We start from the raw sequence: 24,636 nt of genomic DNA, 5'->3' as shown, positions 1-24,636 counted from the left end.
AAGGAAAAATATGTAAAATTTTATGTATTTTGCATATTTTGTTTGTGATAAATTTTCATAAGCTCATTGACGGCTGTTTCAAGATCGTCTGAGCAGATGGTGTGGTCTATGCGTTGTTGTTTTTTATAGACTTTATCATAGTATTTTTCAAGTAAAATCTCACATACTTTTGCCGTATCGCCATCTTCGTATGCGTTTATGGCGTCTGATTTTACCTGTGATGAGATAAATGGAGTAATCTTTCGCATGCACTCATAAAAAAATGAGTTGTCTATCTTTGCGTAATCTTTCATTGTGCATTCTACGCGTTTTGACATGCTGGCTATTATTTGGACATTTATGCCATTTCTCATCGCCTCATAAATACTTGCTGGAAGAGTAAGTGCGCCTATGCGACGACTCTCGCCTTCTATAAAACAAGTTTTTATGCCCTGCTCTTTTAATGATAAAATTTTTTCAAAAAGCTCATCTTCAAATGCCTTTTGACTTGGTTGTGCGCCACCTATTGCGCCAAATACTGAGCCTAGGTGATTTGCCATTTTTTCTAAATTTATTGATGGTTCTAGACGCTCAATAAGCTTTGTTTTATAGCTTCCAGTGTTGCCAAAAAGTGTTATAAAATTTATATCACAAGGCATGTTAAGCTCGCGTAAAACATGCTCTCTATAAGCTTTATAGCCGCCAACTAGACGCACCACTCTATATCCTATCATATCTAAAACATGAGCGATAGAGGCTGAACGCATACCTCCACGAGCACAGTAAATCCCAACCATTGCCCCAACCCGTGAAATTTGGGCTATTTGCGGTAGATGAGTGGCGATATTTTGTGAGATATATGTAGCACCAAGAACCTTTGCACTGGCTCGATTTTCTTTATAGAGTGTGCCAGTTTCTTTGTGCTGAGCATCATTTAAGGCATAAAAATTTTTAGCCGAAGCTATATTTGAATACAAAAATTCATTTGGCGAGCGAGCGTCAATAAGCAGGTCAAATTCATTTCTAGCCTTAAGCCAGTCTGAAATTTCAAGCTCTATTAGCACTCAAATGCCCTTTTTAGCTTTTCAAAAAGTGGAGCAAAAGGAACGCCGTTTACCCTTACATCAGCAATGGTAGTGATAAAATTTGTATCTCTTTCCCAGCGCGGCACAAGGTGGTAATGCACATGTTCGGCGATACCGGCGCCAGCTGACGCACCAAGATTCATGCCTATATTTACACCAGTAGCATGTAGCTCTTGTTTTAAAATTCCCACACCCTTTCTTACAAACTCACTCATTTCTAGCCAAGTGGCTTCGTCTAGTTCTTCTATTTTATCAGTGTGAGTGTAAGGTATGACCATGAAGTGACCTGGTGAGTAAGGGTAGCGGTTCATCACACTAAAACAGTGTTTTGCACGAAATATAACACCAAGCTCGTCATCTTTTGTATCCTCTTTTATAATCTCACAAAACACGCATCCATCACGCTTTTGTGAAAAATATTCAGCCCGCCACGGAGCGCACAAGTGATCCATTATACCTCTCCTTTTATTTTTCTAAGCGCATCTAAAATGCTATTTTGTCGCATAAAATGTTCGCCTATCAAAAAGGCATCAACTCCAAGTTTATTTAGCCAAACAAGTTGTGAGTGTTCATATATCCCGCTCTCTGCGACGATTATTTTATCATTTCCAATAAGCGGTACTAGTCTTTCGCAAAGGCTCATATCCATATCAAATGTTTTTAAATTTCTGTGATTTATACCGATAATCTTAGCATTTGCATAAAGCGCTTTTTGTATATCATCTTCATCGTGAGTTTCAACAAGAGTGCAAAGCCCAAGTGATGTGGCGTAGTCGTTTAGTTGTTTTAGATCTGACTTTTCTAGTGCTTTTGCGATAAGCAGAACAAAGTCTGCCCCGTAAATGAGTGCTTCTAGGATTTGATACTTATCTATGATAAAATCTTTCCTAAGCAAAGGCGTTGCACTGTAGCGTCGAATTTGTGTAAGATATTCCAAATTTCCTTGAAAAAAGTAAGGCTCAGTAAGTATACTCATGGCATTTGCGCATGCACTTTCATACTCTTTTGCTATGGCAAGCGGATCAAAATTTTCCCTTATAACTCCCTTGCTAGGACTTGCTTTTTTAATCTCTGCTATTATGCGAAATGGCTCGTCCGTGGTGCTTTTTAATACAGATACTACATCTCTTGGTTTGTAAGGGTTGGCGCTAAATGCCTTTTCTAGCCACGCTTGCGGATAGGAAAGCTTTCTTTTTTGTAAGTCAAGTTTGGTTTGGTTTAAAATTTTATCAAGTATCACTATTTTTCCTTGCATTCATCTATGGCTTTTTTGTGCTTTATGGCCTCATCGTCTTTAGCAAATTCCTCATCTTTTAAAGCCTTAGCCATCTCATCTTTGGCTGCTTTGCATTTTCCAAGCTTATAATATCCCCACGCCAAAGAGTCTATATAATACACCGAGTCTGGCTCAAGCTCAAGTGCTTTTTTAACTAGCTCAATGCCCTTTTTTATATCAATGTCATGATCTATTAGCAAGTAGCCATAGTAGTTAAAGTAAAGCGCATCGTTTAGTGAGCTCACGCTAGCTTCAAAGTTTTCTATGATATTTTTTAATGTTTTTTTATCTGGCTTTTCTCTAGAGTTTTCATACTCATAAATAGCCATCAAAGCTTGCATTTGCGGATCTTTTGTGCGTTCAAATGAGCTTTTTGCAAGGTCATAAGCTTTTTTAAATTCTTTTAGCTCAGCATATCCTTTTGAAGCTAGCTCGTCATCTATGGGATTTGATTTTATAAGCTCTTCAAAACCCTTCGTATCTCCTGCTATTATGTAGGCCCCAAGGGCTCTTTTGAAGTGATTTTCATCTTCGCTTAAATTAAAAAGCTCCTTGCTTGTGCTTGCAACTAGGTCAAATTTTTTGTTATTTGCATAAATTTCAGTTAGCGTTTCGCAAACATTTATCGTGCATCCATTGCGAGTTTTAAAATTTTCAAGATATTTTTGTGCTGTTTTGTCATCTTTTGTTTTTGAAAGTAAAACGCTCGCTAGTCTCATTACGCTCTCTTCGCTACCATCAAGCTCATAGGCTTTTTCAAAACTTTTTATAGCCTCTTTTTCATTATCTGTAAAGATGTAAATTCCGCCAAGTATGATAAAATTTCTAGCGTCAGTTTTTTCCTTTTTTATAAGCTCAAGTGCTATTTTTTTTGCTGGTTCAAACTCGCCTTTTGAGGTGTGTTGCATGATGAGCATTCGGTTAAATTCAGTGTCATTTTTAAGCTGATTTTTGCCCTTTTTTAAAAGCTCGTCTAGTTTTTTGGTATCTTGAGAGCTAATAGCAAGCCTGATAGCCTCTTTTATATATGCGCCATCTTTTGTTGTGTTAAAAAGTTTTTCATAAATTTTCATCGCCTCACTATTTTTACCCTCATCAGCTAGCATAAGCGCCTTGAGAATCTCTAAATTTTGCTCATTTGAGAGCGATTGAAGTGGTAAAAAAAGTCCAAAAATAAGTGTTATAAAAATTTTACGCCAATACATTCTTGCTTTAACTCCTCTAAATTTGTCTTAAAATGCTCCCAAAAAGGAAAGCTTCTACACTGCTTTGGTCTGTACTCATAAATTCCACAATTTTGCTCTTTTTCGTCAAAAAATATACAAGCATGACCGCCTTTATAGGGTTTTTCTTTTATACTAAATTTTCCTTTGTATATAAATAAAAACTGATCTTTAAACTGTTCTGTCTCAAATTTTAAATATTTTGCAAGAGCTGCTATCTCGCTATCATCAATCCATATTAGTCCGCTATCTCCAGTGCAGCACTTTCCACCACAGCTTTGACAAAAACTCGGATCAAATTCCCAAGCAAAGCCCTCAGCCCTTAACATCATAGTCCTCACTTAATGTGTTGGCTCGCTTAAAAATTTCCTCTGCTTTTTTTGAATGCTTGCCATTTTCTTGCATAAAAAGTGGTGGCAAAACCGTGCATTTTGAGTGCGAGTTTTTTTGTGCTTTAACTAAAACCAGTTTTGATGGCTCGTTATTTGTAGAATGGACAAATTTTAGCGCAGTTGGCTTTAGTTTTAATGTGTGAAATTTGATAAAAATCTCATCTATCGCCCTACTTTCATAGCAAAAATAAAGTGTACCATTGGGCGTTAAATGGCTATTTGCTACGCTTAAAAACTCATCAAGTTTTAGATGTTTTGCATATCGGCTTAAGTTTAGATGTTCGCTTGTGCTTTCTAAGGCCCCCTCACTATAAAATGGTGGATTTAGCACGATATTTTCAAAACGCTCATCACTTTTAAATTTTCTAAAGTCAATCGTTTGAAAATTTGCTTCAAGAGTATTTAATCTTGCATTGTGTATTGAAATTTTAGTGTTTATATCTTGCAAATCAATGCCAAAAAGATAAATTTTAGGAAAATCTCTCTTTAACAAAAGCCCTAGTATCCCACATCCGCAGCCAACATCAAGCACTTTATGTTTAAGGCCTTGAAAAGATGAGATAAAGTCATACAAAACAAGCGTATCTGAGTTGTAGCGATAGCCATTTTTAAGCTGTGCTAGTCTCATCTATAAGCCTTTATGATAAAGCCACGAGAGCTTGAGCGAAGTACTATTTCGCTACTTATGCTTATGCGCGCAAAGTCGCCAAATTCATCCCTTATAAGACCAGCCGCAACCATAGCACGCTCTTTGCCAACACCGTAGTTTACATATTTATTAAGCGTGTTAAGCTCATCTTTTTTTAGCATTTTTTTAGCGTCATAAGGCATTGCAAAAGACTTTTCATCGACAATGGGGATAATCTCATAGATGTAGTTTGAGTTATAGCGTTGTAAGAACTCGCTTAAGCGGTTTTTACACATTTGGCTTGGAGTATTTTGCATGTCCATATCTAAGCATTCAAATTTTTCTACAAAAACAAGCTTTTTAGGTACTTCTGGCTTTGTTTGTGTTTGTAATATCGCTCGTAAATTTGCATTTTCATCTTCAAGACGATCTTGGTTATTTAGGCTTGCTTCGATGTCTTGAGTTAGCTCTTCTATGCGTTTATAATACTCGGCACTGCTCATCGTATCTTTGCTAGTTTTTGAAATTTGTGATGTGAGTGACTCGATGGTTTTGTTGTTTTCCTTTAACAAGGCTTGGTTTTTTCGTAGTTGTTCTTCAAGCTCTTTAATGCTTTCGTTTGTTTTTATGTTCTCATCTTTTTTAAAATTTGATAACTCTTTTTTGAGTGCAGTTATTTGTAAATTTAAAATTTCATAGTTTCTAGCATCAACTTTTATTGACTTTTCAAGTTTTTCAAGCTCACTTTTTGTGCCTATAAGCTCATCTTTTGCAATGGTGGCATTGCCTTCTAAATTTCTAATATTTGTATTTTTTATATCAACTATATTTTTTAAGTCATTTACGCTTTTCATAAGCTCTGCAATAGTATCATTTTTTATCTCGATCGTGCTATTTAGCTCTTTGTTTTCACTGCTTAGCTCAGATACAATCTTATCTAAAGATCTTGTTTTGTTTTGTTCGCTCATTAAGTTTTGGCTTGTTAGTTCTAGCTCTTTTTTTGTCTTATTAAAGTCTAAATTTTCACTTAAAAGCCCAACTAGCGTTGAGTCTAGCTCCTTGCTTTTTTTTTCGGCATTTTCAAACATTGTTTTTGTTATATTTGCTAAATTTATGCTTGCATTTAGCTCTTTTTTTAGCACACCTATCTCGTTTTCAAGGTCTATTATCTTATTTGATTTTCTTGAAAGTTCATCTTCTAGTGTTGTTTTTTGCATTGCAAAACCATCTTGTATGTCTTTTATATTTTTGTTTGCATTGATTTGCATAGTCTCAAGCTCTGTTTGTTGGTTTTGTAGCTGCGTTTTTAGAGTGTTTAGCTCAGTATTTATCGTGCTAAGTTCTAATTTTTTGGCTTGTATATCGTTGTTTAGTTCAAAATTTTGCCTTTTTAAAGTAGTTTGATTTTCATCACTTTGTCTTATAAACTCAGTAAAAGCTTCGCGTTCATTGCTTTGATTTCTATCAACATCAAGACGAAATTTTACCATCTCATTTTCTAGGATAGCTATGCGTTTTTCATAGTTTGAGATACTATTAATGCCCTCTTTTTGAACTTCATTTAGCTCTTTTGTGAGTCGCTGAATATTTTCATAATGCTGACTTTCTTGCCTGTTTAAAAGCTCTTCATTTTTAGCATTTAGCATACTTTTTTGATTTTCAAGCTCTGATTTTATAGCCTCTAGTTTTTCTATGAGTGCTAAATTTTTTTCACCAAGATCTATGTTGTCAGCTACTAGAGCTTTGTTTTGACTTAAAAGCTCTAAAATGCTAGTGCCATTATCTTCGCTTACGGCAAAATTTTCACTATAACTTTTCGGAGTTATGTAGCCACCATACTCGTAAAGATCGTCTTTGTTTATATATCTTTCTTTTTCAGCTTGAGGCAGATCTGAGAATTTTAGCGGGTAAATTTTGTACTCTTTTTGTGTAATCTGCTCATTTTGCTGAGACTGACCAAGGTTTTTATTTAAAAATGGTAGCGTAAAAAATACAACAAGACATAAAATAAGGACAAAGACGATCTTATAGATATTCAAATTAGCCTCGTTTTGATAATATATCTTTTATGACACTATGTGCATGATTTAGTGCAACGACGATAGAGCCACCATTTTTAAGCACCAAGTCACCACCTATATAAAGTCCTTTTATGTTACTTTCAAAATTTTGATCTACCTCTGGGTTGCCTTTTTCATCGGTTTTGATGCCACATTTTTGTAAAAAATCAACCGGACTTGAGCCACCTATGGCATAAACCACCCTATCATATACGCGAATTTTACCATTATCAAAATGCACTCTAACCTTGCCGGACTCATTTTCTATCTGGGTTATGTCGTGATTTAGTCGAACTTTTATCTTGTCCTTTTTTTCAAGTGCCCACAGTGCTTCTTTGTTGGTTTCATTTGCGCGGGAAAAGTTATCTTTTCGGTATGCGATGGTTGTTTTGTTGTATGCACATAGCTCAATCGCGTACTCTACTGCTGAGTTTCCGCCACCAACGACTAAAATTTTCTCTTTGCTAGAGCAGTTGTTTAGGTTAAAATTTACCACTTCGTTTAGAGATGGCGGGATTTTATAGTCTGGCTTATTTGGTCTTCCCATTTTACCTATAGCAATGACTACATTTTTAGATAGCAAGTCACCTTTGGCTGTTGTAACTACAAAAATTTCATCTGAATTTTTCTTTATCATCTCAACTTCTGAGTTAAAAAATACATCTATCTTTCCGTCATCAAGAAGTTTATCGAAAAAATCAAGCGTACTTTCTTTCGTGCCATCTTCAAAGGCTACGATACCATGTATAGTGCTTTCTTGACCTTTATACTCTTTATCTACACGCTTATTATCTTTATAAAATTTTCTAATGGTTTGCATGTGGTTGTCACCCTTTTCAAGTAGCACAACACGCTCAAATCCAGCGCCTTTTGCTTCAACGACGCAGGCTATACCGCAAGGTCCACCGCCTACGACGACTAAGTCATAAACATTTGACATCTTCTACCCCTTTTGTTTGAGTTTTTTAAGAAATTCTGCTATCAAAAACGCAAGCTCAATAGCCTGATCGGCATTTAGTCGTGGATCGCACTGCGTTTCATATCTATTTTTAAGTGTTTCGTCGGTAACATTAAACGATCCGCCTGTGCATTCGGTAACATCTTGTCCCGTCATCTCAAGATGTACGCCGCCAGCATGTACGCCTTCAGAGGCACAAATTTCAAAAAAGCTACGAACTTCACTTGTTATCTTGTCAAATTCGCGAGTTTTGTAATTTGTCGAGCTTTTTGTAGTATTTCCGTGCATAGGATCTATGCTAAATAGTATCTTTAGTCCTTCAGCCTTGCACTCTCTTAAAATTTTAGGCAACTTTTCGCCTATCTTGTCTGCACCCATTCTTATAATGACATTAAGTCTTCCAGCTTCGTTTTGTGGATTTAGCTTTTGGCTTAGTTTTTTTATGTCATCGCTAGTTCCGTTTGGTCCTATCTTTACGCCAAGTGGATTTTTCACGCCACTTAAAAAGTGTACATGAGCGTCATCTATGCCACGAGTTCTCTCTCCTATCCACAACATATGAGCTGAGCAGTCATACCACTCACCGCTTAGGCTATCTTGCCTTGTAAGCGCCTCTTCATAAGGTAGCAATAATGCTTCGTGTGATGTATAAAATGTTGTTTGGCTAAGGGTTGGTGTGTTTTTTGAGTTTAGTCCACATGCTTGCATGAAGTCTAGTGTTTGTGTTAAATTTTCAGCCAAAGTGGCAAATTTTTCGTTGATTTCCGCACGCCTTACAAAGCCTAAATTCCACTTATGGACTTGATGTAAGTCAGCCAAACCACCCTGAGAGAACGCTCTAAGTAGGTTCATGGTGGCTGCTGCTTGATGATAGGCTAGTTCCATTCGCTTTGGATCTGGTACACGCGCAAGCTCGTCAAATTCAAAGCCGTTTATAATATCGCCACGATAACTTGGCAGACTAACTCCATTTAAGACCTCTTCATCTGAGCTTCTTGGTTTTGCAAACTGTCCAGCCATACGACCGACTTTAACTATCGGACAACTACCTGCGTATGTAAGAACTATAGCCATTTGAAGGATAACTTTAAACATATCTCGGATGTTATTTGCATTAAAATTCATAAAACTTTCAGCACAATCGCCACCTTGAAGCAAAAATGCCTTTCCCTCACATACACTAGCAAGCTCAGACTTTAAATTTCTAGCTTCGCCAGCAAAGACTAGTGGTGGGAAGCTTTGAAGTCTTTTTTCGACTTCTTGTAATTCATTTTGATCTAAGTATTTTGGCTGCTGAAGTATATTTAACTTTCGCCAACTCTGCCTACTCCACTCCATAAAATTCCTTATATATAAATTTAAAGCAAAGATTATAACATTAAAAAGCTAAATTTAAACAACTTCAACTATAATTGCCACTTTAAAAAGTATGGTTTTGGGTAAAATTTGGTAAAAGGAGCTGGCGTGAATTTTAATGATGAGCGCACACAAGGGTATTTGCTAACAGCGCTCTCGTTTTTTATGTGGGGTATGTTTCCGCTGTTTTTTAAGCTTTACGATAAAGATGTTGGCTCCTATGAAATTCTCATTCATCGCATTATATGGTCGGTTGTTTTCTTGGGATTTTTTATTACCTTTCGTAAAGAGTTGGGTCAAATTTTAGAAATTTTAAAAGATAAAAGATCTCGCAATACTCTTTTTTTAAGTGGCTTGATGATAAGTGCCAACTGGTGGATATATGTTGTAGCCGTAAGCCATGATCAAATTTTACAGGCAAGTCTTGGGCAGTTTTTGATGCCACTTATTAGCATGGGGCTTGGTGCTTTGGTACTTAAAGAGCCGCTTAGTAGAGCGTTAAAGGTTGCTATATCTATTGTCTTTATAGCGGTTTTTATACAAGTTTACGCACTTGGCGAGTTTCCTTATATTGCGCTGATACTAGGCTTTACATTTGGGTTTTATGGACTTATTAGAAAAAGGGCAAAGATAGCTGCGGTGGCTGGAATTTTCATAGAAGCCCTACTTCTTTTACCGCTATCTCTTGCTTATCTTTTTTATTTACAAGCAAATGGGCAAAATCATTTTGGGATAAATGCAACCGGGGTTTTGATGATATTTTCTGGTGTTATAACGGTTGTTCCTTTGGTGCTTTTTAATATAGGAACCGCACGCATAAATTTAACATCCGTGGGCTTTATGCAATACATCATCCCTACAATGTCTATTGGCTTTGGAGTGTATTTTGGCGAAGAGCTTGGAGTGGCTAAAATTTTATCCTTTATTCTCATTTGGATAGCCATTATGATAGTTACGGTAGACGGATTAAGGCAAAAAAGAGTAAAAAATGCCAAAAGATGAACAAACAAAAGGTTTTTTATATGCATTTTTAGCCTTTCTTGGCTGGGGCGTTTTGTTTCCGATATATTTTAGTCTTTATGACGGTGTAGGCTCTTATGAGGTGCTTATACATCGTATAATATGGTCTGTATTTTTTATGGCTATATATCTTGGATTTAGTGGAGGTTTTGCTCAAGTTTTATGCCTTTTAAAGCAAAAACGCACACGCAACGCTCTTTTTTTAAGTGGAATTTTAGTTAGTTTTAACTGGTGGATATATGTTTATGCTGTTGGTAGTGGACAAATTTTAGAGGCTAGTCTGGGCTATTTTATAAACCCTTTAATGAATATGCTACTTGGTGCGATCGTGCTTAAAGAGCGACTAAATACGGCTTGTAAATTTGGCATAAGTATAGTTTTTTGTGCTGTAGCTTTTCAGATTTATCTGCTTGGCTCTTTGCCTGTTATTGCGATATTTTTACCGCTTTCATTTGCACTTTATGCTCTTGTTAGAAAGCAAATAAGAGTGCAAGCTATGCACGGACTTTTTATAGAAACATTGCTTGTTTTACCCTTTTCTTTGATCTATTTTGTATATATTTTTATGAGCAAAGAGAGCCATTTTGGAGTAAATTTCAATGGCTTTTTAATGGTATTTTCAGGAATTTTGACTATATTTCCGTTAGTTGCTTTTAACGCCGCAGCAACAAGGATAAGTCTAACTTCGCTTGGCTTTATGCAGTATCTTAGCCCTGCTCTTGCCGCCTTGGTGGCAGTCTTTGTTTTTAATGAGGATATGAGTACTGGCAGGGCTGTTTCATTTGCACTTATATGGGTGGCAATAGGCGTTGTTAGCTTTGATGTGATACTAAAAACTAGGAGAAAAAATGGATAGTACTACTTTGATGTTGCTTGTTGTTTTGGCTGTTGGCTTTGCTCTTTATATGCAGATACAAAAAACAACACAAAATATAGATGCTAATGAGGCTTTAAATGGGCAAAGTTATGGAAATTTCATCGAGCAAGATGATAGCGAAAAATACAAAGCTTTTTGCGACAAGATAGATCAAAAGATAAGAGAGCTTAGAGGGCTTTTAGATGATGAGTTGATAGATGGCAAAAAAGATGGATTTTTAGAAAAACTTAGCCAGATAAGTAAAAAGCTAATCTTTGTACAAACTATGAATAACAATGCAAGCAAAGAAAAGTGGGAAAATGAGCTTTTTTCACTACTTGTACAAATCGAAGAAGCGATAAATTTTGGAGTAAAAGATGCACAAAATGCTATAGAAAATATGCGAAATGATTTAAAACAAAGCTTTGAAAATTTATAAAAGAGAGAAAAAATGATTAAAAATGTCATAAATCTTTATGTTGACGGTTTTAAAAATATGAAAGTTGGAAAACGACTTTGGCTTATAATAGCTATAAAGTTACTTATAATGTTTGGTGTTTTAAAGGTATTTTTCTTTAATGAAACTTTAAACACAAAATTTGAAACAAATGAACAAAAGAGTGAGTTTGTGATAGAAAATATGACAAAAAAGTAACTTTTATGATATAAATATAAAAAGTTAAGTGTAAAAAGTTATAAAATTTTAATTTTTTATCTAAATACAATTTAAAGTATACTATAATACAGCATTCAACAATATTTTTTAAAGGAAAGTTATGGCTGAATTAGGTTCAGTAGATTGGTCTAGAGCGCAGTTTGCATTAACCGCACTCTATCACTTTTTGTTTGTTCCGCTTACGCTGGGACTAAGTTTTATCATAGCTATAATGGAAAGTATATATGTCAAAACTGGCAACCAACAGTGGCGAGATATTACAAAATTTTGGTTAAAGCTATTTGGTATCAACTTTGCTATCGGTGTTGCAACTGGTATCATCATGGAGTTTGAGTTTGGAACAAACTGGGCAAATTATAGCTGGTTTGTGGGTGATATATTTGGTGCGCCGCTAGCCATAGAGGGTCTTCTTGCTTTCTTTTTGGAGAGTACATTTTTTGCTATTATGTTTTTTGGCTGGGATAAAGTTAGCAAGAAATTTCACCTTATCTCAACTTGGCTTGTTGCCATAGGCTCAAATCTTTCAGCGCTTTGGATACTTATAGCAAACGGCTGGATGCAATATCCAATAGGCATGAAATTTAACCCAGATACTGCTCGTATGGAGATGCAAAACTTTTTTGAGGTTGCTCTAAGTCCAGTAGGTATAATCAAATTTCTTCATACTGTTACAAGTGGTTATGTTATCTCTGCACTATTTGTTATAGGAATTTCAGCCTGGTTTATACTAAAAGGCAGACACTTTATAATGGCTAAAAAGTCAATCATAGTCGCAGCTAGTTTTGGTCTTATAACTTCTGTATTTTTACTATTTAGTGGTGATGAGAGTGCATATCAAGTAACTAGGACTCAACCTATGAAGCTTGCTGCGATGGAGGGACTTTATGAGGGCGACACAAGACAGGGTCTTGTAGCAATGGGTATCCTTGATCCAACAAAGGTTCCAGGCGATGGAAAAGATCCTTTTTTGGTTGATATAGAGCTTCCTTACTTGCTTTCGCTTCTTGGAAAGAGAGATATAAATGGCTTTATAGCGGGCATAGATGATCTTGTTTATGGAAATGAAAAGCATGGCATTGAGAGTGTAGCAAGCAAGATGGAAAAAGGAAAGCTTGCTGTTGACGCACTCAAGCAGTATAAAGAGGCTAAAAAGGCTGGCGATAGTGAAAAAGTTGCACAATATGGAGAGATACTAGAGCAAAATATGAAATTTTTAGGGTATGGCTATCTTGAAAAACCAGAAGATGCTATACCTCCAGTGGCGCTCACTTTTTATAGCTTTCATGTTATGGTAGCACTTGGTAGCTATTTTATAGCTCTATTTTTTATTGTTATTTATCTATGTATGGCAAACAATATCGAGAATTTTAGAAAGCTACTTTGGCTTTGTGTTTTCACTATACCTTTAGGTTATATAGCTGCAGAAGCTGGATGGATAGTTGCTGAAGTTGGGCGCCAGCCATGGGCGATACAAGACTTAATGACGGTTGGAGTAGGAGCAACAAATCTAGCAGATACAAATGTCAAAATTTCATTTACGCTGTTTGCTGTACTGTTTACGACACTTTTGATTGCTGAGGTTAAGATTATGCTAAAACAGATAAAGATAGGATTTGAAGAACATGCTTAGTTTGGAAATTTTACAAGTTTATTGGTGGTTTATAGTTAGTTTGCTTGGAGGGCTTTTGGTTTTCATGATGTTTGTTCAAGGCGGACAAACACTTATGTTTTCGCTTGGAAAGAGTGAAATTCAAAGAGATATGATCATAAACTCAATAGGCAGAAAGTGGGAGCTTACATTTACAACTCTTGTTATGTTTGGTGGGGCTTGTTTTGCGGCTTTCCCACTCTTTTATGCAACAAGCTTTGGTGGTGCATACTGGGTTTGGATGGCGATACTTTTTTGTTTTATATTGCAAGCTGTAAGCTATGAATACAGAAAGAAGCCAGATAATTTTTTAGGACAAAAAACATATGAAATTTTTCTATTTATAAACGGCTCTGTTGGAGTTGTTCTTATAGGAATGGCTGTAAGTACATTTTTTTCTGGAAGCAACTTTGTGTTAAATGAGCAAAATTTTGTCGAATGGAAGAGTGCTTTGCGTGGTCTTGAAGCTTTATTTAACCCAGTTCTTTATCTGCTAGGCATAGCTATGTTTTTTCTTGCTCGCATTGGTGGAGCACTATATCTTATAAACAATATCGAAGATACAGAGCTTAGAGCAAATGCAAGAAAAGCTGTTTTGAAAAATACCATTGCATTTTTGCCATTTTTCTTAGGTTTTTTAGTTTGGATACTTACAAAAGATGGTTTTTCGTATGATCAAGATAGTGGTGTTGTAAGTATGGTAGCTTACAAATATGCTTTAAATTTTATCCAAATGCCAGTTATCATCATAGCTGTTTTGGTTGGTGTTTTTCTTGTGCTTTTTGGAGTTTTTAAAGGTGCATTTAGTAGTAGCATTTATGGTATTATACCTTTTGGTGTAGGTGTTGTCCTTGTTGTAACTTCACTGTTTTTAATCACAGGCTTAAACTGTACGGCATTTTATCCATCTTATGCTGACTTGCAAAGCTCCTTAACTATAAAAACAGCAAGCTCTAGCCACTATACATTAAATGTTATGATGTATGTTAGCTTTCTTGTTCCTGTTGTTTTAGGATATATATTTGTTGTTTGGCGCGCCATAGATAGTAAGAAAATCACACAAGATGAGATCAAAAACGATCATCACGCATATTAAGGAGTAAGAGATGGTTTCGGCATTAGTGTTTTTATTTTTATGGGTTCTTGCTCTTTACTTGGGTTATAAATTTGTATTTTTAAACATAAATCAAACTGAAAAATATCCTGAGAGATATTTTGACTTAGAAGAGAAAAAAGAGTAGAGTCTCGTGGCTAGTTTTTGCTAGCCACTTTTTTGTATTTTTGTAAAATTTATTTATTCTTGCTTTAAATTTTCAAGCCTTGCATTTTCTATATCAAGTTCTAGCTCTAAAACTTCTGGCATATTTTGTGTTGCCTTTTGCGAAAGCTGTTTAAATCGCCCTACTTTGCCATAAAGCCCTTGCTTTCCAGCTAAAGATATTACTGTTTGATTGTATTGTTTTGTTGCAGTATTTAGTGTAGTGCCAAGTTTGTTTAAATTTTCTGCTACAGCGCAAATTTTATTATAAATTTCGCCAGCACTTTGAGCTATCGCAAGGGCTTCGGTATTTCCTTGTTCTATTCGCCAAAGATTTGCTACGGTTCTAAGGATTGGCATTAGTGTTGTGTGTGAAACTAGCACAACTTTTCTTTCATATCCATAGCCAAAAAGCGATCTATCGTACTTTAAAGCCTCGATATAGGCAGGTTCTATCGGTATAAACATCATGACAAAATCTGGACTTTTAATCGCATTTATAGAGCTATAATCTTTCTTGCTAAGCTCATCAATGTGTGTTTTTAGTGATTTTGCATGCTCAGCTAAGCTTGCCATTAAAACACTATCATCGTTTGCGCTTACGGCTGTTTCGTAAGCAAGAAGCGAGACTTTGCTATCTATGATGATATGTTTATTATCTGGCATTTTAACAACAATATCTGGTATCAAGCGCTCCCCGCTCTCGCCCTTAAAGCTTTGCTGTGAAAAATAGTGTTCGTCTTTTACTAAGCCCGCCGCCTGCAAGCTTGCTTCAAGTTGAGCCTCACCCCAGTTTCCGGTAACTTTATTGTTTCCTTTTAGGGCATTTGTAAGGTTTGTCGCCTCTTTTGACATGCTCAAACCAACTTCAAGAACCCTTTTTAGTTCGTTTTGTAAATTTAGATTGCTCTCTTGGCTTTTATCATGTATCTCATTGCTTCGTTTTTGAAAATTTAAAATTTGATCTTTTAGCGGATTTAACATCATTTCAATAGACTGCTTGTTCTCTTTACTAAAACTTTCGCTGCGCTCTTTAAAAATTTTATTTGCCAAGTTTTCAAACTCTGCTCCAAGGCTTTTTTTCGTTAGCTCAAATGCCCTTTCTTGCTCTTCTTGACTTTTTGTTCGCTCATTTATTGTCGTTTTTAATTCAGAAATTTTAGTTTTTAACTCAGAAATTTCTGTTTCAAGAGCTGCATTTTCGATATTTTGTCGCTCGATTTTCTGGTTTAAAATTTCATTTTGCGCCCTATTTTCATTAAGTTTTTCGATGTTATTTTCAAGTTTTACTTTTTGTTCGATACTTAAGTTTTCAAATTCATTTAAACTTTTTATAAGGCTTGATATATGCTTTGATTTATTGAGTATGATAACTATAAAAACTATGCAAAGCAGACATAAAACTATCGTTATAATGTAAAAAATATAAAGTTCGTTCATAGTATTTCTTTGTGTTAAAATGATAGAAATTTTAGCGAATTTGAGTTGTTAAAGTCAAGAAGTGGTTGGCAGCACATGGCTGCCAAAGTTTATTTTGAGTCTGCTTCAGCTTCGATTTGTATGCTAACCTTGTCAGATATAGTTAAGTTTGAGCTATCTTTGCCAACGCCAAAGTCTTTTCTATTTATATCTGTCTCTAGGCTAAAGCCTATCTTTTCGCCCTTATCTGTTTTGTGAAAACCGCCCAGCTCAAAGTCAAAAACAACTGGTTTTGTAATGCCTCTTATCATAAGATCGCCGTGAATTTTGCCTTCATTATCGCTTTCTTTGACATATTTTGTCATTTTAAAGCTAAGTTTTTCAAATTTATCAGCCTCAAAAAAGTCAGCACTTCTTAGATGATCATCACGTTTTGCGTTTTGGGTATTTATAGACTTTGCATCTATTGTGGCATCAAATGCCTTTACTTCGTTGCTTGCTTTATCAAAGTCGATAGTAGCATCAAATGAGCCAAAATTTCCGCGAACTTTTGATATGCTAAGATGAGTAACCTTAAATGAAACATCAGTATGAACTTTGTCGATAGTATAAGGGGCGGCATTTGCCAAAGTGGCTGCCAGTATTAAAGAAAGTGAAATTTGCGTAAGTTTTTTCATTTTTTTCCTTTTTTAAGATTTTAAAAATTATATCTGTAAAATAAAAATGAAACGCAAATGTATTATAAATTTCAAGCACCAAAATAGGTGCTTGAAATTTATTTACTTTGAAGCTCTTTAATAAGTTTGTTTAGGTCGCTAATAGACTTGATCTTAGCTGAGTCTATGGCGTATTTACCACCCACTACAAATGTCGGTACACCTTGTAATTTTGCTACTTCATAGCTTTCTTGCCAAAGCTCAAAACGCTCTTTTACGAGTGGATTTTTAAGCGCATTTTCATACTCTTCAAGGCTCATGCCAGCCGCATCAAGCGCAAATTTTAAAAATGCTGCTTTGTCGCTTTTGCCATCACTTGTTTGAAATCTCTCGCCCTTGTCGTGAGTAGCTTTATAAATAGCCATTTTTGCCTTTTTAAATTTTGACTTATCGCTAAAAATATCCACTCCAGCCTCTTCGTCTTTTAAGAGTGTGACGATGAAAACATAGCTTGCAGTTTCGCCAAATGAGCCTTTGCTACTTAGATGAAATGGAAAAAATTTACCCTCTTCAAGCTGAGCTGCAACCTTTGGCGTGACGCTTTTATCAAATTTATAGCAATACTGGCAAGCGTAACTAAAAATTTTAACTACCGAATCTTGCGCAACATTTAGTGGTTTTTCAAGTTTTATATAATCAACTCCCTCGGTATAAGCTCCTAGATTTAGAGCTGCAAAAAGAGTTGTAGCGGTTAGAATTTTTGTCGTTTTTTTGATGATATTTTTCATGTTTTTCCTTTAAATTTTTTTACTTTAGTCCTATAAAATTTTATGATTTTTTGGCTAGTCTTATAAGTTTTGCCTGAGTTTTAAAATGCTCACCAAGCTCTACTGCTGGGTGACCTGCGTATTTTTTCCCACCCTCAAGGCTCTTACTAACGCCTCCACGAGCAGCAACTTGAGCAAAATCGCCAATGCTTAGATGTCCTCCTGTGCCACTTTGACCGCCCATTACGACATTTCGTCCGAGCTTTGTTGAACCTGCCAGTCCTGTCTGCGATACTATAAGGCATCCTTGACCCATTTCGCAGTTGTGCCCTACTTGAACTAGGTTGTCTATCTTTGTAAATTTTGATATTACCGTGCTTTCAAAAACACCACGATCTATCGTTGTGCATGCGCCAATTTCGACAAAATCCTCTAAAACAACATTTCCGTTATGATAAATTTTTATATGCTCGCCAGTAGCCGTGTGGGCGTAACCAAAGCCGTCTGATCCGATGACGCAGTTTGCTAGTAGATGACACTCATCGCCTATAACACAGTCGTTGTAGATGACTACATTTGGATGAATGATACAGTTTTTGCCGATAACGACATTATCTCCGATAAAGGCTCCCGCCATTACGATGGTGTTTTCGCCTATGCTTGCGTTTGAACCGACATATACATTTGGCATTATCTTTGCGCTTTGTGCTATGCTTGCTGGTTTTGGCTCGGTAAATAGTGGTTTTGCGTAGTCTTTGCTAAGTATGGCAAAAGCAAGATGTGGATTTTGACATACTACCGCGGTAACCCCATCTGGCACGAGCGACACCATATCTTTTGTAACTAGGATCGCGCCTGCGTTTGAGGTTGGTATAAATTTAGCATTTTTTTCACTATCACAGTAGCTAAGCTGTGCTTTGTTTGCATTTTGAAGTGAATTTAATGCGAAAATTTCGATATCCTCACCTATAAAATTTGCCCCTGTTTTTTGTGCTATTTCACTTATTTTCATATTACAGATCCATTAAAACTGAGCCACCACGGACTATATCAACTGGATTAAATTTTTTAATCGCCTTTAAGAAATTTTCAACCCTATTTGTATCATCGCAGACCATTACGATGATGTAGTTTTCGTTTGTGTTTGCAACATTACCGTTATAGGCTTTTAGTATCGCATCAAGCCCTGAAAAATTTTCACTGAGTGGAATTTTTACAAGTGCCATCTCTTTTTCGACAAACTCCCCACTTTCGATGACCTTATAAGTCGGTATGAGTTTGTGTAGCTGCTTTACTATCTGCTCTAAAACCCTCTCATCACCGCTCGTTACGATAGAAAGGCGTGAGAATTTACTCTCAGGTATAGGTGCGACTGTGAGGGTGTCGATATTATACCCTCGTCCTGCAAAAAGCCCTGAAATGCGAGCCAAAACCCCGTCTTCGTTTAAAACTATTACAGATATTACTCTTCTCATCTTTGACCCTTATCATCAAGTATCATGTTATATATCGCAGCGCCCGCTGGAACCATCGGAAGGACATTTTCAAAGCGGTCTATCGCTACATCTAGCAGGGCTGGCTTGCCACTTGCTACTGCGTCTTTTAAAGCCTTTTCAAACTCCTCTTTTGTTTTTACTCTATAGCCAACCCCGCCAAGGCTTTGAGCTAGCTGGATAAAATCAGGCTGAAAGCTTAGGTCTGTGTTTGAGTAGCGACTCTCGTAAAAAAATGTCTGCCACTGGCGCACCATGCCAAGGAAGTTGTTGTTTAAGATGATATTTATGACAGGTTTTTGACTGATGACGCTTACTATGAGCTCTTGGATATTCATAAGTATCGAGCCATCACCTGTGAAATTTACCACGACCTTATCGCTCTTTGCCCACTTTGCGCCTATGGCTGCAGGCAGTCCGTACCCCATAGTGCCCTGCCCGCCACTACTTACTAGGGTGCGTGGCTCGTTAAATGGATAAAACTGCGCCACCCACATTTGATGCTGTCCGACATCTGTTGAGATGATGGCATTATCCCCTAAAATTTCAGCCGTTTTTTTAATGACCCATTGCGGTTTTAAAATCTCGTCGCTGTCGGTAAATTTAAGCGGATAGAGCGAGTTGTATCTGGCTAAAATTTCACGCCAAGGGCGAAATCTCTCAGGCTCATAGCCTAGCCTCTCACTAAGCTCGCTCACTACATTTTTTACATCCCCCACGATAGGAAAGTGCGCATTTACTATCTTTGAAATAGAGCTTGGATCTATGTCTATATGTATTATCTTAGCATTTTTAGCAAACTCACTAAGCTTACCGGTAATCCTATCATCAAACCTAGCGCCAAGTGCTATTAAAAGGTCAGTCTCGCTTAATGCCATGTTTGCAGCATAGCTTCCGTGCATGCCCGCCATGCCTAAATTTAGCTCATCATCGCTTGCTAAAACACCAAGTCCCATGAGTGTAGAGATAGCTGGTATGCCACTTTTTTTAGCAAACTCGCGTAAAATTTCACTCGCACCACTTGCTATCGCGCCACCACCGATATATAAAAGTGGTCTTTGTGAAATTTCTATCATCTCGGCCGCTTTTTTTATCTGTCTTGCATTGCCTTTGTAGGTTGGCTTGTAAGTTTCTATGCTTATATCTTTTGGATACTCAAAGTTGCCTGTTGCAGCTGTGATGTCCTTTGGTATGTCGATATGAACGGGTCCTGGGCGACCTGTGCGAGCGATATAAAATGCCTCTTTTAGTATCCTTGGAAGCTCTTCTATGTTTTTAACCAAGTAGTTGTGCTTCACACAGGATCGTGAAATGCCCACTGCATCTATCTCTTGAAATGCGTCAGTGCCGATAAGTGATGTAGCTACCTGACCGCTTATAAGCACAAGTGGTATGCTATCAGAGTATGCTGTGGCAAGTCCTGTGACAGCGTTTGTAAAGCCAGGTCCTGATGTAACAAACGCCACTCCGACCTCGCCACTTGCTCTAGCATAGCCATCGGCTGCATGCACTGCGGCTTGCTCGTGACGAGTAAGAACATGAGTGAAGTAGTTTTGCTTATAAGTTTCATCGTAGATATTTAGTGCAGCACCGCCAGGGTAGCCAAATACGACCTTTACACCCTCTTCTTTTAGCGCTTCGCTTATCATTTGTGAGCCATTTAACTCTTTCATAAAAGTGCCTTTTTTAAAAATTTATGCTATATACTATACCCATAAAAGGTTAAAGATATGCTAAAATATGGGCTTTAGTTAGGATAAAAGGGGTTTGATTGTTACTATACGCACATGTGCCATTTTGCGAGAGCAAGTGTCCTTACTGTGCCTTTGGCTCAGTTGTAGGGCAAGATATCAAGGCACAAAAATACTTTGAAGCTATGATTTTGGACTTTAGGCAACAAGCGCAAAAGCTTAGCATAAAAAAAGCAGAAATTTCTACGCTTTTTATAGGTGGAGGCACACCAAGTGCTGTAAATGCAGAGCTTTACGAGAAGCTTTTTGATGAAATTTCGCCTTTTTTAGCAAAAGACGCCGAGATCACGTCTGAGGCAAATCCAAACTCAGCCACACTTAAATGGCTAAGTAATATGAGAAAATTTGGCGTAAATCGCATGAGTTTTGGCGCGCAAAGCTTTTTTGAAGACAAGCTTAAACTGCTAGGCAGAACACACGATGCAAGAGCTGTGTATGAAGCTGTGAAAAATGCTAAAATTTCAGGCTTTGATAATATAAATGTTGATCTAATTTACGGCACTAAATTTGATACAAAAAAGCGTTTAAGCGCCGAAGTAGAACACATCAAAAACCTTGATATAACGCACCTTAGCGCCTACTCATTAACGCTTGAGCTAAAAACGCCCTTTTATAAAAAAAATGAGTATAAAAAAGATAGCCCTGCTCTTGCAAGACACATGATAAAAGAGATAGAAAAAATCGGCTTAAAGCAGTATGAGATCTCAAATTTTGGCCGAATTTGTAAGCATAATTTAGGATACTGGCAAGGGGAAAACTACCTTGCGATAGGGGCTTATGCGATAGGATTTTTTAAAAATCATCGCTTTTTTTCACCCTCAAATTTAGATGAGTATATAAAAGATCCATCAAATAAAAACTACGAAGATTTAACACAAGATGATATGAAATTTGAGCGAATTTTCCTAGGTTTTAGGAGTGTGCTTGGAGTGAGTGAGGATGACTTAAATCAAGCGCAGAAAGATAGGGCTGAAATTTTAGTAAAAGCCAAAAAACTAAGCTATAAAGATAGCAGATACTTTGCAAAAAATCTCTTACTTGCCGATGAGCTTGCGCTTTTTATAACAAATTAAACCAAATCACGATAAAATGGCTGGCTTAATTTAAATTTAGGAACAAAAATGTTTGGTATGAGCCTTCCTGAAATACTCATCATCGCTGTAATCGCCGTTTTGGTGCTTGGTCCAGATAAACTTCCTGACGCGATGGTACAGATAGCGAAATTTTTTAAAATGTTTAAAAAAGGTGTAAATGACGCAAAGGCGACATTTGATCAAGAGGTAAAGATAGCAGAGCTTAAAGAGGATGCTAAAAAATACAAAGATAGCATAACACAAGCCACTGAAGGCGTTCGCAAAAAGCTAACATTTGAAGAGCTAGACGAGATAAAAAAAGGTGTTAGTAACGCGACAAGCGGTATAAATGATGCTGTAAATAGTGTTAAAAAAAGTGTTGATGTAGTGAAAAATCCAACCGCAGCAGTTAAAGATGCTGTACTTAGTCAAAAGAGTGAAAATATAGAGCCAAAGTCAGCACAAAATAGAGAAAATTTAGAGAAAAAAGAGGCATAATGTTTGAAGAGTTAAAACCTCATTTAGTTGAACTTCGTAAAAGGCTAGGCATAAGCGTTGCAAGCGTTATCATTGCATTTGTTGTTTGTTTTAGCTTTTGGAACCCGATATTAGCGTGGATAACTGAGCCATTAAAGGCTGTTTTGCCAGAAAACTCAAGCATTATATTTACATCTGTGCAAGAGCCGTTTTTTACTGCGATGAAGGTGGCATTTTTTGCTGGGCTCATAGTGGCTTTGCCTATCATATTTTGGCAGTTTTGGCTTTTTGTGGCTCCTGGACTTTATGAAAATGAAAAAAAATATGTTATCCCTTTTGTTATATCTGCTACACTGATGTTTCTTTGCGGTGCGAGTTTTTGTTACTTTGTAGTGATACCGCTTGGTTTTAACTTTTTGGTAAATTTTGGCGGTCAGCTTTTTACAGCGCTTCCTAGTATCGGCGAATATGTAGGCTTTTTTACAAAGCTTCTTATAGCTTTTGGCATAGCGTTTGAGATGCCAGTTATTACATTTTTCCTTGCAAAACTTGGTATGGTAAATGCCACTCAACTAAAAGGATTTTTTAGATATGGTGTGGTTATTATATTTTTATTTTCAGCTATTGTAACGCCACCAGATGTTTTAAGCCAGTTTTTAATGGCAGTTCCTATGATGTTACTTTACGGACTTTCTATATATATAGCAAGTGTTGCAAATCCTGAAAATACGCAAGAAGATAAAGACGAAGAAGCAGATGCTTGATCCAAATTTGCTTAGTAGCTATAACTATGAATTGCCACCAGAGCTTATAGCAGCTACGCCAGTTATACCAAAGGAGAGTGCGAAGTTGCTTGTTTATGAGCGAGCTAAGGATAAAATTTCACACCTTACTTTTGCACAACTGATAGATGCAATACCAAAAAATACAGCGATAATTTTTAATGATACAAAGGTTATTAAGGCACGATTATTTGGTAAAAAGCAAAGTGGCGGAACGATAGAGCTTTTGCTAAACCAACCGCTTGGAGATGGGAAATTTAGCTGTTATATCCGTGGTAAGGTTAGTTTGGATGTTAGGCTAAGCTTTCAAAATGGCATTGAGGCAAAAATTTTAGAGCTTTTTGATGATGGATTGAGAGTTGTAAAGTTTTATAAGAAAGGTTTTTTGCTTAATGCTAGTGAGCTTTTTGGTGAACTTGAAAGTATCGGACATGTTCCACTACCACCTTATATAAAACGACCAGATAATAAACAAGATGAGCAGTGGTATCAAAGTGTGTTTGCTAGAGAATTTGGGGCTGTTGCAGCGCCTACCGCAAGTCTTCACTTTAGCGATGAGATGATGAGTGATATAAGGCAGAAATTTAAAACAGCATTTATTACACTTCATGTTGGTGCTGGCACTTTTAAGGGTGTTGAGTGTGATGACATAAGAAAGCATACAATGCACGGTGAGTTTTACAGCATAAGTGATGAAGCTAAAAGTTTAATAAACTCAGATATGTCTTTGCTTGGCGTGGGTACTACAGTGACTAGATGTGTGGAAAATTTTGCAAGAGGTGCGCAAAAAAGTGGCGTTTGTGAGCTTTTTTTAAATCCTAATAATCGCCCTATCCGACAAAATTTCTTGCTTACAAATTTTCATCTTCCACGCTCAACGCTTATAATGTTAGTGGCAAGCTTTATCGGACTTGAAAAGACTATGCAAATTTACGAAACTGCCGTAAAAGAGCGATATCGCTTTTACTCTTATGGTGATGGGATGCTTATAATATGAAGCAAATAGACTTTGTTGAGCGGCTAAATTTTTTACTTGAGACACTCTACTATGATGCCTTAGATGGCAAAAATAGAATCATCTTTGAATATGATCCTAGTTATCCACGAGTTTTTGCTATTGATTCAAATAATATCTTAAAGACTATGGAGTGGATAGCTAAGGCTTACTTGCTGGGCACTAGTGAGGCAAATATTAATATAAATTTTAAACTAACAAACTACAACGCAGACACCATCTTTTTTTCTGTTTTTTTTAGTGCGGATAAAGATGTAAAATTAGACGAATTATCAATGCAAAAAGCAAACAAATTTGCAGCTAACGCAAAGGCAAAAATTTTAATCACAGACAATAATCAAATAGTCCTTTACACCAGCGCTACACTTGATCGTGAGATAAAATCTAAAAATATAAGCTTAAAAAGCAATGCTATAAAGTCTTATTATGCTATTGCGGCGTACGAGGATAAGGTTGGCTTTGAAATTTTGCGTAATGTACTTAAAGTGATAGGCGTTAAAATCGGCTCAAAAAGTGATTTTGCAACATTTAAAAAACATACAAAAGATAGTATCTATATGCCTTCAGTTGTTTTTGTAAGTATGGATTATTTTAAAACCGAACAAGATTTAAACGAACTTTTAGAAATTCAAAAACTAAAAGGCTACGGTATAGTTGTTGTCTGTCATAAGCAAAGCGAATTTGAAGAAAAATTTAAAGAGCATGCCATCATACTTAGAGAGCCATATACATATGACGCCATAGTGGCTGCTTTAAATTATTGCTACACAAAGAGCTTAAAAAGATAA

The 24,636-nt window shown here is 36.6% G+C and carries 27 protein-coding genes; 12 read left to right on the top strand and 15 right to left on the bottom strand.

Going from position 1 to position 24,636, the window contains the following annotated elements:
• Window positions 1-20 precede the first annotated feature (20 nt).
• Genes mnmH through LQV35_RS03760 form a run of 9 tightly spaced genes read right to left on the bottom strand, consistent with a single transcriptional unit; the run spans window position 21 to window position 8,939 of the window.
• A complete protein-coding gene (mnmH, locus tag LQV35_RS03800) occupies window positions 21-1,043 on the bottom strand; it encodes a tRNA 2-selenouridine(34) synthase MnmH (protein ID WP_230056533.1) in 1,023 nt (340 codons plus the stop codon).
• Window positions 1,037-1,516, bottom strand: a complete 480-nt coding sequence (locus LQV35_RS03795) for an HIT family protein (RefSeq protein ID WP_230056532.1) — start codon at window positions 1,514-1,516, stop codon at window positions 1,037-1,039. Before LQV35_RS03795 ends, mnmH begins: the two co-directional genes overlap by 7 nt.
• Window positions 1,516-2,304, bottom strand: coding sequence for an indole-3-glycerol phosphate synthase TrpC (gene trpC / locus LQV35_RS03790; RefSeq protein ID WP_230056531.1), 789 nt, complete (start codon window positions 2,302-2,304; stop codon window positions 1,516-1,518). Before trpC ends, LQV35_RS03795 begins: the two co-directional genes overlap by 1 nt.
• Entirely contained in the window at window positions 2,304-3,545 is a 1,242-nt protein-coding gene (locus LQV35_RS03785) for a tetratricopeptide repeat protein (RefSeq protein ID WP_230056530.1), read from the bottom strand. The genes trpC and LQV35_RS03785 overlap by 1 nt, the downstream gene beginning before the upstream one ends.
• A complete protein-coding gene (locus LQV35_RS03780) occupies window positions 3,521-3,892 on the bottom strand; it encodes a YkgJ family cysteine cluster protein (RefSeq protein WP_230056529.1) in 372 nt (123 codons plus the stop codon). Before LQV35_RS03780 ends, LQV35_RS03785 begins: the two co-directional genes overlap by 25 nt.
• Window positions 3,879-4,583, bottom strand: coding sequence for a tRNA1(Val) (adenine(37)-N6)-methyltransferase (locus LQV35_RS03775; protein WP_230056528.1), 705 nt, complete (start codon window positions 4,581-4,583; stop codon window positions 3,879-3,881). Before LQV35_RS03775 ends, LQV35_RS03780 begins: the two co-directional genes overlap by 14 nt.
• A complete protein-coding gene (locus LQV35_RS03770) occupies window positions 4,580-6,622 on the bottom strand; it encodes a hypothetical protein (RefSeq protein ID WP_230056527.1) in 2,043 nt (680 codons plus the stop codon). Before LQV35_RS03770 ends, LQV35_RS03775 begins: the two co-directional genes overlap by 4 nt.
• Before the next feature lies 1 nt (window position 6,623).
• Window positions 6,624-7,583 carry an NAD(P)-binding domain-containing protein gene (locus tag LQV35_RS03765; protein ID WP_230056526.1) on the bottom strand — a complete coding sequence of 320 codons (960 nt, stop codon included), beginning with the start codon at window positions 7,581-7,583 and terminating at the stop codon, window positions 6,624-6,626.
• A gap of 3 nt (window positions 7,584-7,586) precedes the next feature.
• Entirely contained in the window at window positions 7,587-8,939 is a 1,353-nt protein-coding gene (locus LQV35_RS03760; RefSeq protein ID WP_230056525.1) for a class II 3-deoxy-7-phosphoheptulonate synthase, read from the bottom strand.
• Between the two features lie 126 nt (window positions 8,940-9,065).
• Here LQV35_RS03760 and rarD (LQV35_RS03755) point away from each other — a divergent pair, with 126 nt between their 5' ends.
• From rarD (LQV35_RS03755) to LQV35_RS09090, 7 genes are all read left to right on the top strand, one after another.
• On the top strand, window positions 9,066-9,959 hold the full coding sequence (gene rarD, locus LQV35_RS03755; RefSeq protein ID WP_230056524.1) for an EamA family transporter RarD: 894 nt from the start codon (window positions 9,066-9,068) through the stop codon (window positions 9,957-9,959).
• The gene (gene rarD, locus LQV35_RS03750) at window positions 9,946-10,833 is read left to right on the top strand and encodes an EamA family transporter RarD (RefSeq protein ID WP_230056523.1); all 888 of its coding nucleotides are present in this window, start codon (window positions 9,946-9,948) and stop codon (window positions 10,831-10,833) included. Before rarD (LQV35_RS03755) ends, rarD (LQV35_RS03750) begins: the two co-directional genes overlap by 14 nt.
• Window positions 10,826-11,272: a hypothetical protein gene (locus LQV35_RS03745; protein ID WP_230056522.1), complete on the top strand. Its 447-nt coding sequence runs from the start codon at window positions 10,826-10,828 to the stop codon at window positions 11,270-11,272. The genes rarD (LQV35_RS03750) and LQV35_RS03745 overlap by 8 nt, the downstream gene beginning before the upstream one ends.
• 12 nt (window positions 11,273-11,284) lie before the next feature.
• Window positions 11,285-11,488, top strand: coding sequence for a DUF4492 domain-containing protein (locus LQV35_RS03740; RefSeq protein ID WP_230056521.1), 204 nt, complete (start codon window positions 11,285-11,287; stop codon window positions 11,486-11,488).
• A gap of 121 nt (window positions 11,489-11,609) precedes the next feature.
• Window positions 11,610-13,139, top strand: a complete 1,530-nt coding sequence (locus LQV35_RS03735; protein WP_230056520.1) for a cytochrome ubiquinol oxidase subunit I — start codon at window positions 11,610-11,612, stop codon at window positions 13,137-13,139.
• The gene (gene cydB / locus LQV35_RS03730; RefSeq protein ID WP_230056743.1) at window positions 13,132-14,253 is read left to right on the top strand and encodes a cytochrome d ubiquinol oxidase subunit II; all 1,122 of its coding nucleotides are present in this window, start codon (window positions 13,132-13,134) and stop codon (window positions 14,251-14,253) included. Before LQV35_RS03735 ends, cydB begins: the two co-directional genes overlap by 8 nt.
• Window positions 14,254-14,263: 10 nt before the next feature.
• A complete protein-coding gene (locus LQV35_RS09090; protein ID WP_268250082.1) occupies window positions 14,264-14,398 on the top strand; it encodes a hypothetical protein in 135 nt (44 codons plus the stop codon).
• Window positions 14,399-14,451: 53 nt separating this feature from the next.
• Here LQV35_RS09090 and LQV35_RS03725 read toward each other — a convergent pair whose 3' ends face one another.
• The 6 genes from LQV35_RS03725 to LQV35_RS03700 form a co-directional block, all read right to left on the bottom strand.
• Window positions 14,452-15,855 carry a DNA recombination protein RmuC gene (locus tag LQV35_RS03725; protein WP_230056519.1) on the bottom strand — a complete coding sequence of 468 codons (1,404 nt, stop codon included), beginning with the start codon at window positions 15,853-15,855 and terminating at the stop codon, window positions 14,452-14,454.
• Between the two features lie 89 nt (window positions 15,856-15,944).
• Window positions 15,945-16,511: a YceI family protein gene (locus tag LQV35_RS03720; protein WP_230056518.1), complete on the bottom strand. Its 567-nt coding sequence runs from the start codon at window positions 16,509-16,511 to the stop codon at window positions 15,945-15,947.
• A 98-nt stretch (window positions 16,512-16,609) separates the two neighbouring features.
• Complete coding sequence (locus tag LQV35_RS03715) at window positions 16,610-17,278, bottom strand: thiol:disulfide interchange protein DsbA/DsbL (RefSeq protein ID WP_230056517.1); 669 nt, start codon at window positions 17,276-17,278, stop codon at window positions 16,610-16,612.
• 40 nt (window positions 17,279-17,318) lie between these two features.
• Window positions 17,319-18,269 carry a UDP-3-O-(3-hydroxymyristoyl)glucosamine N-acyltransferase gene (lpxD, locus tag LQV35_RS03710; RefSeq protein WP_230056516.1) on the bottom strand — a complete coding sequence of 317 codons (951 nt, stop codon included), beginning with the start codon at window positions 18,267-18,269 and terminating at the stop codon, window positions 17,319-17,321.
• 1 nt (window position 18,270) lies between these two features.
• Window positions 18,271-18,732 (bottom strand): acetolactate synthase small subunit, encoded by a 462-nt coding sequence (gene ilvN, locus LQV35_RS03705; protein WP_230056515.1) that lies wholly within the window; start codon window positions 18,730-18,732, stop codon window positions 18,271-18,273.
• Window positions 18,729-20,423 (bottom strand): acetolactate synthase large subunit, encoded by a 1,695-nt coding sequence (locus LQV35_RS03700; RefSeq protein WP_230056514.1) that lies wholly within the window; start codon window positions 20,421-20,423, stop codon window positions 18,729-18,731. The genes ilvN and LQV35_RS03700 overlap by 4 nt, the downstream gene beginning before the upstream one ends.
• Window positions 20,424-20,521: 98 nt before the next feature.
• Here LQV35_RS03700 and hemW point away from each other — a divergent pair, with 98 nt between their 5' ends.
• From hemW to LQV35_RS03675, 5 genes are read left to right on the top strand one after another with little or no spacing between them, the layout of a single operon-like run.
• Window positions 20,522-21,574, top strand: coding sequence for a radical SAM family heme chaperone HemW (gene hemW, locus LQV35_RS03695; RefSeq protein ID WP_230056513.1), 1,053 nt, complete (start codon window positions 20,522-20,524; stop codon window positions 21,572-21,574).
• A gap of 48 nt (window positions 21,575-21,622) precedes the next feature.
• Entirely contained in the window at window positions 21,623-22,072 is a 450-nt protein-coding gene (tatB, locus tag LQV35_RS03690; RefSeq protein WP_230056512.1) for a Sec-independent protein translocase protein TatB, read from the top strand.
• Window positions 22,072-22,815: a twin-arginine translocase subunit TatC gene (gene tatC / locus LQV35_RS03685; RefSeq protein ID WP_230056511.1), complete on the top strand. Its 744-nt coding sequence runs from the start codon at window positions 22,072-22,074 to the stop codon at window positions 22,813-22,815. Before tatB ends, tatC begins: the two co-directional genes overlap by 1 nt.
• Window positions 22,808-23,830: a tRNA preQ1(34) S-adenosylmethionine ribosyltransferase-isomerase QueA gene (gene queA / locus LQV35_RS03680; RefSeq protein WP_230056742.1), complete on the top strand. Its 1,023-nt coding sequence runs from the start codon at window positions 22,808-22,810 to the stop codon at window positions 23,828-23,830. Before tatC ends, queA begins: the two co-directional genes overlap by 8 nt.
• A complete protein-coding gene (locus LQV35_RS03675; protein WP_230056510.1) occupies window positions 23,827-24,636 on the top strand; it encodes a hypothetical protein in 810 nt (269 codons plus the stop codon). The genes queA and LQV35_RS03675 overlap by 4 nt, the downstream gene beginning before the upstream one ends.

Source organism: Campylobacter suis (assembly GCF_905120475.1).
Taxonomy (GTDB): Bacteria; Campylobacterota; Campylobacteria; order Campylobacterales; family Campylobacteraceae; genus Campylobacter_A; species Campylobacter_A suis.
Note: the sequence above shows the minus strand (reverse complement) of the source record. Positions and strands in the feature narration are given on the sequence as shown.

Coding starts and splice junctions, on each gene's coding strand:
- LQV35_RS09090 (WP_268250082.1), top strand. CDS start 14,264: ATGGTTTCGGCATTAGTGTTTTTATTTTTATGGGTTCTTGCTCTTTAC.
- LQV35_RS03720 (WP_230056518.1), bottom strand. CDS start 16,511: ATGAAAAAACTTACGCAAATTTCACTTTCTTTAATACTGGCAGCCACT.
- LQV35_RS03780 (WP_230056529.1), bottom strand. CDS start 3,892: ATGTTAAGGGCTGAGGGCTTTGCTTGGGAATTTGATCCGAGTTTTTGT.
- LQV35_RS03765 (WP_230056526.1), bottom strand. CDS start 7,583: ATGTCAAATGTTTATGACTTAGTCGTCGTAGGCGGTGGACCTTGCGGT.
- LQV35_RS03700 (WP_230056514.1), bottom strand. CDS start 20,423: ATGAAAGAGTTAAATGGCTCACAAATGATAAGCGAAGCGCTAAAAGAA.
- LQV35_RS03745 (WP_230056522.1), top strand. CDS start 10,826: ATGGATAGTACTACTTTGATGTTGCTTGTTGTTTTGGCTGTTGGCTTT.
- LQV35_RS03725 (WP_230056519.1), bottom strand. CDS start 15,855: ATGAACGAACTTTATATTTTTTACATTATAACGATAGTTTTATGTCTG.
- LQV35_RS03785 (WP_230056530.1), bottom strand. CDS start 3,545: ATGTATTGGCGTAAAATTTTTATAACACTTATTTTTGGACTTTTTTTA.
- LQV35_RS03740 (WP_230056521.1), top strand. CDS start 11,285: ATGATTAAAAATGTCATAAATCTTTATGTTGACGGTTTTAAAAATATG.
- LQV35_RS03735 (WP_230056520.1), top strand. CDS start 11,610: ATGGCTGAATTAGGTTCAGTAGATTGGTCTAGAGCGCAGTTTGCATTA.
- LQV35_RS03775 (WP_230056528.1), bottom strand. CDS start 4,583: ATGAGACTAGCACAGCTTAAAAATGGCTATCGCTACAACTCAGATACG.
- LQV35_RS03795 (WP_230056532.1), bottom strand. CDS start 1,516: ATGGATCACTTGTGCGCTCCGTGGCGGGCTGAATATTTTTCACAAAAG.
- ilvN (WP_230056515.1), bottom strand. CDS start 18,732: ATGAGAAGAGTAATATCTGTAATAGTTTTAAACGAAGACGGGGTTTTG.
- tatC (WP_230056511.1), top strand. CDS start 22,072: ATGTTTGAAGAGTTAAAACCTCATTTAGTTGAACTTCGTAAAAGGCTA.
- cydB (WP_230056743.1), top strand. CDS start 13,132: ATGCTTAGTTTGGAAATTTTACAAGTTTATTGGTGGTTTATAGTTAGT.
- rarD (WP_230056523.1), top strand. CDS start 9,946: ATGCCAAAAGATGAACAAACAAAAGGTTTTTTATATGCATTTTTAGCC.
- queA (WP_230056742.1), top strand. CDS start 22,808: ATGCTTGATCCAAATTTGCTTAGTAGCTATAACTATGAATTGCCACCA.
- lpxD (WP_230056516.1), bottom strand. CDS start 18,269: ATGAAAATAAGTGAAATAGCACAAAAAACAGGGGCAAATTTTATAGGT.
- LQV35_RS03760 (WP_230056525.1), bottom strand. CDS start 8,939: ATGGAGTGGAGTAGGCAGAGTTGGCGAAAGTTAAATATACTTCAGCAG.
- LQV35_RS03675 (WP_230056510.1), top strand. CDS start 23,827: ATGAAGCAAATAGACTTTGTTGAGCGGCTAAATTTTTTACTTGAGACA.
- LQV35_RS03715 (WP_230056517.1), bottom strand. CDS start 17,278: ATGAAAAATATCATCAAAAAAACGACAAAAATTCTAACCGCTACAACT.
- tatB (WP_230056512.1), top strand. CDS start 21,623: ATGTTTGGTATGAGCCTTCCTGAAATACTCATCATCGCTGTAATCGCC.